The sequence below is a fragment of the Nevskiales bacterium genome (genome assembly GCA_035574475.1).
Classification (GTDB): Bacteria; Pseudomonadota; Gammaproteobacteria; order Nevskiales; family DATLYR01; genus DATLYR01.
The window spans coordinates 1-15,769 of record DATLYR010000057.1; the positions used below are offsets into that span (position 1 = coordinate 1).

The following is a 15,769-nucleotide window of genomic DNA, read 5'->3' on the forward strand; positions in this document are numbered from 1 at the left end:
GGTCGGCTCGAATATCCCGCAAAACCCCGCCCTTTGGCAAGGGGGACATTTCTTCACCCCCACCCCAACCCTCCCCCATCGAGGGGGAGGGCGTTTTTCAACAGCCTGCTACAGAAACAGGGGCGTGGCTAAAAAAACCAAGGCCCGCTTGCGCGGGCCTTGGCCTCCTCCCCCTTGCCGCCAGCCATCTTCAGTGATGGGCCGGCACTCCCCGGTGTTTCGCCTCGTGGCACTTGATACCGTCCTGCGTCGCCAGCTCGGCGGCGCGCACCCGCCAGCGCTGCGCCTCGGCGGCATCCTGCGGCAGCCCGTCGCCGCTTCCGTACATCTGCGCCAGCTGCAGGGCGGCGTCGGCGCTGCCGCTGTCGGCCGCCCGCCGGAACCAGCGCGCGGCCTCCGCAGGGTCCCGCTCCACGCCCTGGCCGTTGAAATACAGCGCGCCGATCATCAGCTGCGAGTGCGCATGGCCGTCCTCGGCCAGCACGCGCCAGTGCTCCAGCGCCCGCTCATACTCGCCGGCGGCGTAGTGCTCCTGCGCGAGGTGGCAGTCGGCCGCCGGCCCCGCTGCCGCCAGCACGGGGAGCAGGCACAGCAGCGTCGGCAGCCAGCGCATTCAGGCGCTCCACCCACTCATTCTTTGAGCGACTTCGTGCTCAGCACGCCGGCGGCAGTGATCTCGTCTTCCGTAAACGGGAAGCGGAGCCATTTCTTCTCGGCATAGGCCTCGGTGAAATCGCGGAAGTGCGGGCTGGCCGGGTCGGTGGACTGCGAATAGGTGACGAAGCCCTCGGCCACCGGCAGCGGGCAGCCAGGCGCGTTGCTGAACTTGTCCGTGCAGTTCTGGTTGCTGGTCCAGGTCACGGTCTGGATGTAGCTGTTGCCGTACCTGACCTTGTATCCCTTCTGCACGATCTGGCCGGCACTGTTGCGCACCACGATAGGGCTCGAATTGGCAATCGTGAAGGCGCCCTCGAAACCCTCGCCGCCGAATACCGGCACGTCGGGCTTGCCGGCCAGCGTGTGTACACCCGACTTCTGCACGTCCTTCATCGGTGCATCCAGCGCGACCTCCGCCGCCTGCACGTCTTTCACCGCATTCCCCAGTGCGCGTTGCAAAGCCAGCAGATTGAGTGGATTCAGGTCGCGTGGCGTGTTGACCGGATCCGAGGCCGAGAACGGCGTCTGCCAGAGCAGCGGGTTGGGCCCCACCCCGGCCGGGTTCGGGAGCGCTTTGCGCCAGAACTCGCGCCAGATGTGCGCGCCCTTGGCCTCCAGATTCGAGGACTGGTCCCAGGCGGCGAGCACGGCGCAGGCCTGTCTGACATCCACGGGGCCGTTCTCGGTCAGCACCGTGCCGGGCTGGCAGACCGTGCCGGTAACGGTGTCGCGCGCCAGCTCGCTGCTGAGAATGTAGCTCGACAGTACCGTGTCCTGCAGCTCCTTGAGATCGAATTTCTGGTCGCCGTCGCCGTCGAAGTTGGGCGCGCCGGCGGGCGTGGGCGCCTCACCCAGATGGCGCTGCGCGTGCAGGATGCACAGCCGCGTGCGCAAGGACCGCTCGGTGCGCTCGGCGCCGATGATGCGGTTGTAGCCTTCGATCGGCTGCTTCGGGTTGGTCAGCCAGTAGCTGTCGTTGCAGTTGTGTACCCAGTCGTCGCGCACCAGCGTCGGCAGCTTGCCGGGCCCGAAGATGCCGGGCGCGGGCGCATCGTCATCCGTGCCCCACTCGCAGGCGCTGCGCGAGCCGTCCAGCACCGGCAGGCCGGGCACGACCTGCTGGATGACGTCGTGCAGCGGGATCGCGCGACAGGTCTGGATCTGCGCGTCGGTGACGTGCGGCACCACGCTGACGTCGCCGTAGTAAGCCTTGCCGCCGGGGCCGGAGGCGATCGTGTTCACCCACGGGATGCCGAGCACGCTCTTGTGCAGGCTGATGAACTCGTCGAGGCTGGTGGCCTGGTTCCATTTGGCGAACTGGTTGATCAGCCGGTCGTTCTCGGCGTTGGCGTCGCGCAGCGTGTAGGCCTTGAGGTTGGTCCAGGGCAGGATGTTCACGCCGCTGACGGCGAGCCCCATCATGGGCCCGTAGTGGCTGCGATACAGCGTGCGCGTGCGCTTGGCGGACTCGCCCTTGACCTCGACTTCGATCGGGTACGGCGTCATGTCGCGCAGCTGGCCGTCGTAGAGGTATTGCGTCGGATTGGCGGGGTTGAGCGTCAGCTCGTAGAAGGTGAAGCGATAAGCGGTGGAAACCGTGTGGCTCCACGCGAAGTGGCGGTTGAAGCCGATCAGGATCGCCGGCACGCCGTACAGCGACGAGCCCATGATGTCGAGCTTGCCCGGAATGGTGACGTGCGAGATATACAGGCGCTCGGTATCGCTCCAGGGGAAGTGCGGATTGCCGAACACCATCGGCACGCCGCTCTCGGTGGCGTCCTGGCCGAAGGCGTACATGTTGCTGCCGAACTTGTCCTTGTTGGCTTCCTGGAACGCCTGCAGCGGGCCGGGATCCTTCTTCAGCGCCGCGACCAGCGTCGCCCTGGACGGCGCCGTGCGCGTGCGCCCCGCGGCGCTCGCGGTCGGATCCACCGGCGCGCATTGCCCGCCGACGAGGGGGAAGCTGCCCGGCGCACAGAGCGTTCCACCGCCACCGCTACCCCCACCCCCGCCGCCGCTGGAGGGTGCGGACAATGCCGGCGGCTGCGCATTGGCGATGCCGGACACGAACACCGAGGAGCTGGCGATCAGCGCGAGGCGGTAATAGCGCCGGTACATGTCGGCCTCGCTGATCGGCGCCAGCCAGGGCTCGCCGCGGCAGCTGGCATGGCGACCCGCATGCTGCCCGGCCTTGATCTCGCCGATGTAGCGGTTGAAGCCGGCGACGAAGCCCGTGGTCACCGCCTGCAGGTCGGCAACCGCGGAGGCCTTGAGCTTCTGCCACGGCGCCTGGCTTTCGCCGGGCGCAGGCATGTTGATGAACTTCCAGAAGAAATCCGAATCGACGTTGTTGGCAACCGAGCCGTTGGGGATGATGACGTGATTTCCGTCGGGCCCGAAGAACTTGGCGCGCTCGCCGCGGATGGTGACGAGGTCGTTCATCAGCACGCAGAGATTGTCCTCGGCGAAGGCATAGCCATAGCCGTAGCCCAGGCTGCCGAAGTCCTTGGCCTTGATGTGCGGGATGCCGAACTTGGTGCGGCGCACGCAGGCGTTGTAGGTGCCGCCGCTGTCGAGGTCGCAGGCCGTGCTGCTGCCACCCCCGCCTCCGCCGCCACCCCCGCCGCCACCGGAGCCGCCGTCATCATCGTCGTCCGAGCCCAGCGGGTCGCAGGCCGTCAGGGCCAGAACCGCCATCATCGCCAGCAGGGTCTTGTGCAGGGTCATCGCTTCTCTCCACGCGGCGCTGTTGCGCGCCGTCTGATTCGTCCGTGTCCAGGCTACGGGCGCACGGCCACGGCGGATGCCGTGCCATTGATTTCACCATATTGATCCATGATGCCGCCGCTGGCTACCCAGGCGGTCTCGCCCGGGCGGATCGCGACCGTGGCCCAGCGCCCGTCGGGCTGGCGCACGGCCGGCAGCGTGTAGGTGCTGCCGTCGCCGCGGCGCACCGTGGCCGTGGCCGTGGCCACCTCTGCGGTGTCGGCCCAGGGACGGAAGCTGCAGCGTACGCAGTACTGCTGGTGCCCGCCGGCGTCGCGCGGGCCGTCGATGTTGAGCTGGCGCTCGTTCGCGATCCAGCTGATGCCGCCGGCATAGCTGTCGGGATAGTCCACCGGCCCGACGAGGTAGGACGGCTCGGCGGCGGGCACTTCATAAATGCCGGCGCCGGCCGACATGCCGTCGCGGAAGCGGCGGTGCTCGCTCACCGGGCCGACGGCGAAGCTCACGCGCCCGTCGCCCTCGACGCGCAGGTCCTCCACCGTGATGCCGTTCCAGGGCACGACCTGGAACGGCGCGCTCTCCAGGTGATATGGCGCCAGCCCCTGCAGGCCGCGGTGCCGGCCGTCTACCACGAAGCGGTAGGTGCCGGCCGGCGTGATGCCGGGGCGGTTGCCGAGATCGCCCAGCTCGGACACGAAGGTCTCGAAGCTCGCGGTCCACACCCACTCGAACAGCCCGGCGCGCCACATCACCAGCGCGGCCGGATCGGGCAGCGCGGCGCCGACGCCCTCGCCCAGGAGCGGGACCTCGACCGATTCCGAAGACAGCGCCGGCAGGAAGGCCAGCTGCAGCTGCACCTCGCCGTCCTGCGTACCAAAGGTTTCCCAGTGTGCGGCGTTCTGCCGGTCGCAGGTGGTGCCGGCCTTGCAGCGCTCGACCACGACCCGTGGCAGGTCGCTGTAGTTGGAGCCGCCGACGAACTTCAGGATCGCGGCCGAGAAGCGCGGCACGCTCGGCGCCGGCTCGGTGACGATGCGCGGCGTGCCGCCGTCGGCCGGCAGCGTGGCCTCATAGATCGCGGTGTAGGCGCGGGCGGCCTCGCCCAGCATCTGCGCCGTGGCTTCGGCCCGCGCGCTCTCGGCCTGGAACACGCCGTCGAGCGGGTTGACCGGCAGCGGCGCGCTGGCGCCGTTCAGCTGCGCGGCCATGCGCGCCAGGCGCGTGTTGAGGAAGTCGGCGCCGTGCGGCCCCAGGCCGTTGAGCGCCTTGCGGTAATGGTCGAAGGAACGATAGTCGCGGTACTCGGGCATATAGCCCCAGTAGTCGTTGACCATGCCGACCGCAATCACCAGCTCGTAACCGTGCGTGGTGAATTCCTCATGCGTGAAGTTGCCCTTGATCTGCGCCGGGTCCAGCGGCTCGGATTCGCTGCCGAGCGTGAACAGCGGCGTCGGATCCTGCTGGTTGAACATATAGACCGGGTCCAGCTCCCAGCCGCTGGCGTCGTTGTGGATCTGCGCGCGCACCTTGGCCATGCTGGCGGCATCGTCCACGCTGCCGGGGATGGTGGCCGGGCCGCCCGGATAGGCCGCGTTCTGCGCCGTGCAATGCCGCGTGACCGCCGGCGGCTCATCGGCGCGCACTGGGTGGCCGGCCGGCAGGCGGCAGGCCCAGTCGAAGCCGTGCCACAGATTGTCCGGCACCTTGTCCAGCCGCGTCTCCAGGTTGAGTGCGGCTGAGGTGAACTGCTCCGAGGGAGACATCGTGGCGACGATGCCCCCCAGCTTGAACACCTGCAGGTGCACCGCAGCGGTTTCCTCCACGGCCGTGAGGGTGGTGGCGCTGTAGCTGGTCGGAATCGGCACGCCCAGCTCCAGCAGCTGGTTGCGCAGCTGGGTGGGGCTGTAGGGCAGCGCCGCCAGGAAAGGCTCGGTCAGCGCATCGGTGAACTCGGTGTGGTCGTAGAAGCAGTCCGGGAAACCGAGGATGGGAATGCCGACGTCGCCCTCGAACACGCGCTCGGAATTGCAGTTGGACACGCCCGGGTAGGGCCGCGTGGCCGGCGGCGCGAAGCGCTGCGAGGCGTGGGCGACGTCGAAGCGGCTGCGGAACGGCGCGAAGCGCGATTCCACTTCGGGATCGTTCGTCTCCAGCCGCTGCAGGGCCCGCTTGAGCGTATCGGTCAGGATGCGCGCGGCGCGGTCGGTGCCGCTGGGGCCCGATTCCTGGAACTCGCGCCGCGCCTGCGGCGGATGCACGCGCGTGTCCTTGTGCGGGCCGGAGGCACCGGTCTCGCGCTGGCTCATCACCGTCAGGGCGCCGGTCTCGCGGTCGAGCATGCGCATCACCGCGTGGGTGACGTCGCCGTTGACGATCTCCTCACCCCAGACCCATTCCGGGTGCACGCCGAAGATCACCCAGTTGGCCAGCGGCCTGGGCACCGCGCCGCTGATGTCGTCGAAGCGCACGATCGTGATCTGCTGCGTGGTGTACTCGTAGGGCTGGCCGGCCGGCGTGCCGTCGCGCGTGTCGCTGCGCGAGCCCTTGGGGCCGTAGGTGTGCGCCTGCACGTCGTTGCTGTGCACGGTGATGCCGCCCATGCGCACCGGCTTGAGGTTGGCCGCGGCCTCGATGACGGCCTCGGCCTGCTGCGTGGCCATGTACTCGTAGAAGCGCAGGTCGAACACGTCCTGGAAGATCCAGGTGCCCCAGCCGGGCGTGGAGTAGAACGGCGAGGTGTGGCTGTGCGAGGCGGTCATCGCCAGGTTGGCGCCGGTGATGCCGGTGACCGGGCCGTCCTTCAGGCCCAGCGCGACCCGCCGGTCGTGCTCGGCCAGCTTCTGCGCCGTGCGCCGCTGCAACAGGTCGTTGGGCAGGTACAGGTCGTTGGCCACCACCGCCACGCGCTGGCCGTTGCTGCCCTCCACCACCAGCGCGCGCGTGTGGATGCGCGTGCCGAGGATGTCGGAGCCGACCTTGCGCGTGGAATGGCCGTAGGGGTCGAAGCCGGCGTTGCGCGCGATGCCGGCGCCGCTGGCCGAAAACTGCCCGGCCGAGGCGCCGAGATGCCAGCTGGCATCCTTCGAGGCCACGCCGGCGCGCGCCGGATTCATGACCGGCGAAGGCGGCTGCGGGTCGCTGCCGGCGGCCTGCGCGAGCGCACCACCGATCGCCTGCGACACCTGCTCGAGTCCATCGCACAGCGCGTCCGGGCCGCCCTGCGCGCGGCACTGCGCGACCAGGCCCGCGGCCGGGCTGTTGAGGAACGCGGCCGGGGTCATCGGCACGAGGTCCGTCTGCGGATATTCCGCCGGGGCGGCGATGCCGTCGAAGGCGGTCAGCAGCGGACATTCGTCGTTCTGCGCCACGACCGTGAAACCGAGCTCACGCGCGGCGTTCTGCACCGTGCAGACGATGTGGCGACCGATGGTCGGCGACACCATCAGTGCCCAGTGATCCGGGCAGGCGCCGTCGATGTCCTGGCCCGCGCCCTCGCGCAGCGCTTCCTCCGGGCAGCCGGCCAGGTACAGCGCGCCCTCCTCGAAGGACTGCCGGTACTGCTCCGGCGTGTACAGCATGTAGCCGAGAAAGTCGTTGGCGCCGCCGAGCAGGAAATTGACGCGCGCGCCCTCGATGCTGCCGCAGTCGGTGCCCGCCTCGATGCCTTCCGGCAGGGTGTCGCAGTCGCGCAGCGCGTAGTGCAGCTGCGGGAAGGGCTCGCCCGGGAAGGCGCTGAGGAACACGTCGCCCAGGCGTACGGCGGCGGCATAGGTGCCGATCACCGCGCCGCCGGTGGTCCAGGGCGGCGTCTCGGCGCGCTCGATGCTGACGCTGCTGTCCACCACCGGCAGCGGAACCCGCGGCGCGAAATTGGCGAACAGGATCGGCTGGGTCAGCGGCTCGCGGATGAACACGGTTTTCACCGCCACCTCGTTGCCGGCCACCTCGCTGCGCGCGGCGAAGGCGGCGTTGAGCATGTCGCGCAGCCGCCGGCGGGCCTCGGCCTCGCGCGCGTCGTTGTCGCCGGACTTGTTCCAGTCCATGGCGCCGAGCGCGCCGATCAGCCCGATGCCGGTGCCGCCGGCCATCAGCGCCGATTCCTGCGCCGCCCAGGCGGTCCAGTCGCCGGTGGCGCGCGTGTTGCTGGAGCCGAGCACGGTGGCGTGCGGCGCGTAGTTCATCAGCGTGGCGATGCGCGCGCCCTGCCGATCCTCCGCGAACAGCACGCGAAACTCGCGGTCCGGGTCGTCGGTCGGCGGGCGGTCATAGGAGCCGGCGGTCGGCGGGCCCTGCACGCTGGCGGCATACAGCCGCGCCTCGCGGCGGTTCTCGTAGGCGGCGACACCGGCCTGCACGCTGGCCTCGGCCAGGATCGCCATGTACAAGGGGCTTTCGCCGCCCCAGATGCCGATGGTGTCCGGCGCGTGGTGCGAATGGTCGGAGGTGACGATGATGTGGTCGGCCGGCACGACCACCGTGCCATAGCGCCGCTCCAGCTCGCGGGCGATGCGCTGGCGGATGTCGTAGATGCCGTTGGGGCCGTTGCCGGCCTTGTAGGCGGCGAAGTAACCGATATTGGTGGTCTTGACCAGGATGAAGCTCCGATCGTCGCGACCAGTGATCGCGACCGCGCCGGCCACCAGCGGATCCTTCTCCTCGGTCGCGCGGCGCTCGCAGAAGGTGCTGTAGCCGCCGAGGCAGGAAAAGCCCGGGAACGGCAGGAAGGAGGCCGGCCTCTCCGCCGCGCCGACCTTGAACGGCAGCGGCGCGGGCGGCGCGGCCTCGACGGCCAGCTGTGCCGCACCGGTGACGCCGTCGCGGCGGGCGCGGATCTCGGTGCCGCCCGGCGCCAGCGCCGTGGCCAGACCGTTGGCGTCGATGCTGGCGACCGCCGGTGCGCTCGAACTCCACTCGATGCCGGTGGCCGGGTCTTCCGCGCTGCCGTCCGAGTATTGCGCGGCGGCGGCGAACTGCTGGGTCTCGCCCACGCGCTTGGTCACCGGCGAGGGCGTCACGGTAATCGACGTGATCACCGGCGGCGTCACCGTGAGCCTGGCGGTATCGCTGAAGCCCTGATGGGTGCCGGTGATCACGGTCTCGCCGTCGTTCAGCGCCGTGGCCAGGCCGTTGGCGTCGATGCTGGCGACCGCTGGCGCGGAACTGGTCCAGGCCACGCCGCTGTTCAGCGCCTGGCGGTCGCCGTTGTCGTAAACCGCCGTGGCCGCGAACTGCTGCGTTTCGCCCACGCCGCGGGTCGCCGCCGGCGGCACCACCTCGATGCCGGTCAGCCGGCGCGTGCTGCCGCCACCCCCGCCGCCGCTGCGATCGTCATCGTCCGAGGACCCGCCGCAGGCGGCGAGCATGGCGATGGCGACCGCCGCAATCGCTTTCTTCGTCATTCCGGCGAAAGCCGGAATCCAGCGTCTTTCAAGGTCGGCGCCATGCCGCCGACGGACCCCGGCCTGCGCCGGGGTGACGGAGAGGAAGTTCATTGCGTTGCGCATCCGAATGCACTCAAGGGATGTGTGGACAGGGACGGCGGCCGTGCGGCCGGCGCCGCGCCCCAGTTCGTGTCGGGCAGCGCGCTCGTCGTCAGCTGCAGGCGGGTCGCGCCGCGCGGCAGAATCAGCCAGCTGCGGTCCAGCGCGGCGCCATCGAGCGCGGCGGCGGTGACGAAGCGATTGAGCATGGAAGCGCCCGGCGCCTCGATGACGAGATCGCCGCCGGGGCGCTTGAGCGTCACCTTCTCGAAATGCGGGCTGCCGATCACATATAAAGGTGTGCCCGGGTTCATCGGGTACAGCCCCATCAGGGTCCACAGCAGCCAGCCGGACAGCGCCCCGAGGTCGTCGTTGCCCGGCAGGCCGAGCGGCGTCGGCGTGTAGATCGAGGCCGCGGCGCGCGCCACAGCCTGCGACTTCCACGGCGCACCGGCGTAGTGGTACAGATAGGGCGCCTGCAGGTCGTGCTCGTTGCCGGGCGCGAACTGGTTGCCGTAATAGGCCACGCCGAACACGGTGATCTGGTTCTGGATCGTGGGCCAGGCCAGCGGCACCTGACTCGCCGGGAAGTTGAAGAACAGATCCAGCCGCTGGTTGACCGTGCCGTCGCCACCCATGCGCTCATACAGCCCGGCGAGGTCGTGCATCGCCAGCCAGGAATACTGCCAGCTCGTGCCTTCCTGGAAGCCGTAGCCCAGCTCCGGATAGAAGAACTCCAGCCAGCTGCCATCGTCGTGGCGCGGGCGGATCCATCGCGTGTCCGGGTCGAGCAGCTTGCGGTAGTAGAGCGAGCGTTCCGCGAGAGTGGCCGACTCGCCCGGCGCGGCGGCCTGCGCCATCAGCGCCAGCGCGAAGTCGGCGATGCCGTATTCCAGCGTGGTGCCGGCGCGGCCCGGCCCGCCTTCGATCACCTCGAGCGGTGAGGACGGGCGCGGCACCGCGAGATAACCCAGCGCAGTGAGCTGCGGATCACGGCGCGTGACGAGGTTGCTGAGCGCCGGCCACAGCTCGGCGCGCAGGGCCTCGTCCAGCTGGCCGCGACACCAGGCCTCGCCGATGAAGGGAATGATCGGATCGCCCGACATGTGCGCGGCGTCCCTCGGCCCCTGCTGCCAGCGCGGCAAATGGCCGGCCTGGCGGTGGAAATCCAGCAGCGAGCGGACCATGTCGTGGTAGATGTCGGGGAAGATCTCCGCCTGCAGCTGGTTCTGGCCGCGGTAGCTGTCCCAGGACGAGAACTGGCTGTAATGCGGGCGCGTGTCCTGGTGGATCTCGCGGTCCGGGCCGCGGTAACGACCGTCCACGTCGCTGTGCAGGTTGGGAAAGTGGTGCAGGCGGTAGAGGGCGGTATAGAACGAGGTTTTCTCCGCGTCCGTGCCGCCTTCGACGAGGATCCGCGCCAGCGCGCGATCCCATTTCACACGCGCCTGCTGTCGCGTGGCCGCGAAATCCCAGCCCGGCAGCTCGGCCTGCAAGTTGTTCAGCGCGCCGGCCTCGTCCGTGTAGGACAGCGCCAGCTTGAACAGCGCCACGCCCTGCGGCGCCTCGAAATCGAGAATCACGCCGAGCGCATCGCCGGTGAGTTCCTGGCCCGCGACCAGCGGCCTGCCGTCGAAGGTCTGCGCGCTGAAGGGCCGGTCCAGGCGCGCGGCGAAATACAGGTCGAAGCCGCCGGCGTCGTTGATGCGCACGCGGCCGGTGAGCGTGCCGTCGTCATGCAGCGTCACCGCCGCCGGCCGGTAGCCAGCGTTCATGCGGCTGATGTCCAGGAGCAGCCGCGGCGGCTGCGAGGGGTCCTGGTAGGTGTAGCGGTGCAGCGCGACACGCTCGGTGGCGGTCAGCTCCGCGAGCACGCCGTAGCGCAGCAACAGGGCCGAATAGTAGCCGGCCTCGGCCACCTCGCTGGCGCGCTCATAGGGCGTGGCATAGGGCGGCAGCGTGCCGGGATAGCCGTAGCTGCCGGGATCGAAACTCGCAGGATCGGGTGGCGTGAGCGTGCCGGTGAAGGGCAGCACCGGGAACTGGCCGGCCTTGAACACGCCGGCCGACATGTGTACGTGGCTGAAACCGGTGATGAGCGCGTTCTGCACGCTGTAACCGCCGTAGTTGAGCGGGCCTTCGGTGTCGGGGCCGACCGCGACCATGCCGAAGGGCAGCACCGGCCCCGGATTGGTGAAGCCCGGCGGGTAGCTGCCGATGCGCGGCTCGACGAAATCGCTCAGGCCTTCGACCAGCGCCTGCACCCGCACCGTCACCTCGTCCTGCGCCTCGGCGCCCGCGGAATCGCGCACCACCAGGCGCAGCACCAGCGGCGTGTCGGCCTCCACCGCCGGTGCGGTGAAATCCGGCGTGGCGCTGTCGGCGTTGCTGAGCGTGACCGTGGGCCCGGACACCTGGCTCCACTGGTAGCTGAGCGCATCGCCGTCGGGATCCGAACTGGCGCTGCCGTCGAGGCGCACGGCCTCGCCCTCCTCCACCGCCTGGTCCGCGCCGGCATGGGCCACCGGCGGGCGGTTCACGGCCGCCGGTGCGCGCACGGTCACGGCCGTGGTCGCCTCGGCGGATGCGCCGCGCGCGTCGGTGACGCGCAGGCGGAACTGCAGCACGCTCTGCTCGGTCACCGAGGGCGCGGTGAAGCCGGCCTGGGCTTGATCTGCATTGTTCAGTGTCACCGCCGGGCCGGCGGTCTGGGCCCAGGCATAGCTCAGCGCATCGCCGTCGGGGTCCGTGCTGCCGCGGCCGTCGAGCATGACCGCTGCGCCCGGCTCTACGGTCTGCGCCGGGCCGGCGCTGGCCAGCGGCGCGCGGTTCACCTGGCTGTTGCCGCCCCCGCCATCCGCGTCGTCATCCGAGGACCCGCCGCAGGCGGCGAGCATGGCGATGGCGACCGCCGCAATCGCTTTCTTCGTCATTCCGGCGCAAGCCGGAATCCAGTGACTTTCGAGGTGCTGGACACCGGCTTTCGCCGGGGTGACGAGGCTGCGCCGTGCACCCCCTGCGAAAGCTGTTGCACCCGCGCGCATCTCGGCTTACTGCAGATAAAGCGCCGAGCTCATCGCCAGCACGCCCAGCCGGTTGCGGCAGTAGGTGGTCTGGTCGCCGAGGGCGTCATCGCACAGGATGGCGCGCTGCTCGGCGGCATCCGGCTCGACCAGCTCGGCGCGTACCCAGCGCGTGCCGGCCGGGACGGTGAAGCGGTGCTCGAAGACCGGCGTGAGGGCCGGCACCGGGACGCGCAGTTGCACGCCGCCGGTGGTGACGATGCGCAGCAACCCACCGGCGGCGTTCGCCACGCGCGCGCGCAGCGCGGCGCCGGAGGCTACCGTGTCGCCGAGCCTGGACTCATAAATGCCGTCGCCGTCGGCATCGGCCTCGAGCTGCAGCTGCGGCGCGCGCAGCAGGGGCGGCTGGTGCGAAACCGAGGTCCGCCCGGCACGCAGCGCCTCGAGCACGCCGCGCGTGCTGCGCTCGGTGGCGAACACCCAGGTGGTCGGCTGGCCCACGCCCTGGATCGGCGTGGTCGCCACGTAATGGTTGTCGCTGCCGCCGGTGAGTCCCACCTTCTCGCCGCGATCCAGCCAGCCCTCCCAGTAGCGCACCGCGTCGTCCAGCGAGTTGGCGGAGGGCGCCGGCGGCTGCCACAGCCAGGAGATGTTCCAGACCTCGACCGTGTCCGGCACCACGTCGCCCTCGTAGCTGCCGTCGCGGGCCGGCGCCCAGTCGGCGTCGTGATGCCAGTCCACGCTCTCGCCGGCGGGATGATTGACCTGGAACACGCCGCCGTCGGCGCGCAGCTCGTCGGCCAGCGCCTGCAACGGCTGGGCGTTGTTGTACACGCGCGTGGCGCCGTGCATCTGCGCATGCCCGGCCAACGAGTTCTCGTAGGACGGCAGCGCGATCACGCCATGCGCGCCGAAGCCCGGGTCGGACTGCGCGCGGATATCGTTGTGGTCGGTGATGGCCAGGTAATCCAGCCCGCGCGCGGAACCGATCAGGAACTGCCGCTCGACCGTGTGCCCGAAAGTGTAGAACTCCTCCGGCCCGGTATTGTCGTCACCCGGCAGTACGCCCGGCAGGACCTGGGACAACGGTTCCGCAATCTCATTGGGACCGCCGTAGCTGTCGTGCGAATACGTGGTGTGCACATGCAGGTCGCCGGCCAGCCATTCGCCGCAGACCGGATACTCGCCGCCGCCGCCCTTGATCCACACCGGGCTGGAATAGGCCACCGGCCGGCCATCGCTGCGCCGCACGCGCAGGTAGTACCAGCGCTCGCCGGCCACCGCACTGACATTGTGGCTGAGCGTGCTCGTGAGCGACTCGGCCAGCACCTGGCCGCCGTTCGTCACCAGCTCCAGCTTGCCGCCGGCCGGCATGGCCGCGGTGACGGCCGCTTCGATCATGACCTGCGCGCCTTCCGCGCGCGCCAGGCGCGCGCCCATCGGCGCGCCGTCGGCGGTGAAGCTCAGGCGGAGTTCGTTGTGGTTCTGCGCCAGCGCGTAGAAGCGGCGCGCGAACATCGCCTCGCGCAGCGCGCCCTCGCTGCGGTCGCGCGCGATCAGCACGGTCTTGGCGCGGTTCGGCAGCGCCCAGCTGGTGCCGTGCTCGTCCTCGGCGCCGACCGCGCCGACGTGCCAGCCCTGGTCCAGCGCAAAGGCATACCAGCCGCCGTTTGGCGCGCCGTTGTCGGTGTCGTAGGCGTCGCCGCTCTTGCCGAACACCTCGATGCCGACCATGCGCAGGTCGGCCTCGGGCCGGTATTCGAAGCCGTTGAAGGCATAGGCCGGGTCGTGGATGACGCCGTTGCTCTCGATCTGGTCCTCGCGCCCCGGGTGGTTGAACACCGCCAGGCCGTCGGCGCCGCCGCCGAACTCCGGCCGGGTGGCGAACCAGGTCCAGAAGGACTCCATGGACAGCGTGTAGCCCTCGGTGGACTTGGCGTTGAAATCGTGGCGCGAGAAGAACACGTTGATGTGGCCGAAACGGTCGGAGGTCCACTCGAAGCCGCGGAAGGCCGTGAAGCCCGCGTCGCTGGCGGCGCGCGCCTGCTGCAGCGTGAGCTGCCACTTGGTCACGGGCGCCGCTGGATTGTCCTGCGACGGCAGCGGCGTGACGCACTCGGCAAAGTCCGGCGACAGGCAGTCCTGGTTGACGGTGAGCGGGACCAGCGCGTTGTCCGAGTGCTCGCTGGAGCCGATGAAGTCCACGCCGCGCTGCTTCGCGGCGGCGAAGTAGCTGGCCGGCGTGGTGCCCACGGCGCCATCGGAGTAGCCGCTGTGCGCGTGCAGCGCGCCTTTGTAACTTGCATAGTCCTGCCAGGCGCCGTTGTCCGGCGCGCAGGCGCCCTCGGCATCCGGCACGACGCGCGAGGCGCCGAGCAGCCGCCCGGCATCGTCGCGCAGGTCCTTGAGCGTGCCGGCGGCCAGCGTCGGCGTGTCGCCAGGATTCTCCGCCAGGCTGGCGAGGGTGGCGGCCAGGTTCGTCCCCAGCCGTTCGAGGCTCGCCACCAGGCTGTAGTCCGGATCGTCCGTCAGCAGCGCGCCGGCGCCGTCCACCAGGCCCTGGGCCGCGGCGAGGAACTGTTCCTGCGCGCCGGTCATGTCGCCGGACAGCGCCAGCAGCAGCGCCTGGCCGAGGCCGCCCAGGTAATCCGCCAGCAGGCCGAGCAGGCCGGGGCTGCGCGCGCCGGCCGCCGGCGGCACGCTGCCGCAGTCGGTTTCGGAATCGAAATCCGCCAGCACATCGCGCAGCACCGAGGGCCGGTCGGTCATGATGCCGTCCACGCCCATGCACAGCAGCTCGCGCATGGTGGCGGGGTCATCGATGGTCCACACGTGCACGGCCAGGCCGCGGGCGTGCGCGTCGGCGACGAATTCCGGGCTGGTGACGGGCACGCCGCTGAACTCGATCGGCACCTGGAAGGCCTCGTGGCCCACGGTGACGCCCTCGCCCGGGCCCTGCCCGGTGGCCACCGCCAGCGCCACCTGGCCGGTGGGGACCGAGGTCGAGACCTGCGGCGCCTGGGCCTTGAAGGCGGCCGCGGCCGTGTCGAGGAAGGAGGCGACGATCACGTCGTCGGTGCGCCCGAATTCGGCCAGCAGCGCGGCCAGCTTGCCTTCATAGCTGCCGGCGCCGCGCTCGTCCGGCTTCAGCTCGAGGTTGATGAGCGTGTCGGGGAAACGCTGCAGCAACTCGCGCAGGGTGGGAATCTTGAAATCGTTGGCGCTGTAGCCGGCCGGCGGCGGAACATCGCCGGTGGCGATGCCGCGGTAGGGATGCGGGCCGGCGGAGTTGCGGTTGCTGCCCTGGCCAGGCACGAACCAGTGGGCGGCGTCGAGCGCCTTGAGCTGGGCCAGGGTCATGCTGTTGACCGCGCCGCTGCCGTTGGTGGTGCGGTCCACGCTGGCGTCGTGGATCACGACCAGCTCGCCGTCGGCGGTCTGGTAGACGTCGGCCTCGATCATCTGGCTTCCGACCCTGAGCGACTCGGCGTAGGCGAACAGCGTGTTCTCGGGGAACTCGTCGGCGCCGCCGCGGTGCGAGATGTTGAGGAAGCGCCGCGCCAGCCAGGGATTGCGCGTGGCCAGCACGTCGGCCAGCGACAGGATCGGCTGGCAGGCCTCGGGCCGCGGGCTGGCAGCGTCGCAGAGCCTGATCAGCTGGTCGAGATCGCCGCCCAGCACGCCGCGGCAGAAGGCCTCGGCCTCGTCGCCGCCGAATTGGCTACCGCCTTCGGCACAGCCCTCGACCAGCGGCTGCAGCTGCGCGGCGAACTCGTCGCAGAAGCCGGGCTGCGGCGCAGCCGCGCGGCAGTGCGCCACGAGCGAGGCGCCGGTTTCGGCGCGCTCGGCCGGCGGCGGAACATCGCCGGTGGCGATGCCGCG

General features: G+C 70.2%; 5 protein-coding genes. All 5 read right to left on the bottom strand.

Annotation, left to right across the window (positions count from 1 at the left end):
* Window positions 1-190: 190 nt before the first annotated feature.
* Complete coding sequence (locus tag VNJ47_03350; protein ID HXG27867.1) at window positions 191-613, bottom strand: tetratricopeptide repeat protein; 423 nt, start codon at window positions 611-613, stop codon at window positions 191-193.
* A 17-nt stretch (window positions 614-630) separates the two neighbouring features.
* On the bottom strand, window positions 631-3,384 hold the full coding sequence (locus VNJ47_03355) for a penicillin acylase family protein (protein ID HXG27868.1): 2,754 nt from the start codon (window positions 3,382-3,384) through the stop codon (window positions 631-633).
* Between the two features lie 53 nt (window positions 3,385-3,437).
* On the bottom strand, window positions 3,438-8,783 hold the full coding sequence (locus tag VNJ47_03360) for an Ig-like domain-containing protein (GenBank protein ID HXG27869.1): 5,346 nt from the start codon (window positions 8,781-8,783) through the stop codon (window positions 3,438-3,440).
* Between the two features lie 89 nt (window positions 8,784-8,872).
* Entirely contained in the window at window positions 8,873-11,797 is a 2,925-nt protein-coding gene (locus VNJ47_03365; protein HXG27870.1) for a GH92 family glycosyl hydrolase, read from the bottom strand.
* Window positions 11,798-11,914: 117 nt separating this feature from the next.
* A partial coding sequence (locus tag VNJ47_03370) for a CehA/McbA family metallohydrolase (protein ID HXG27871.1) occupies window positions 11,915-15,769 on the bottom strand: 3,855 nt, incomplete at its 5' end.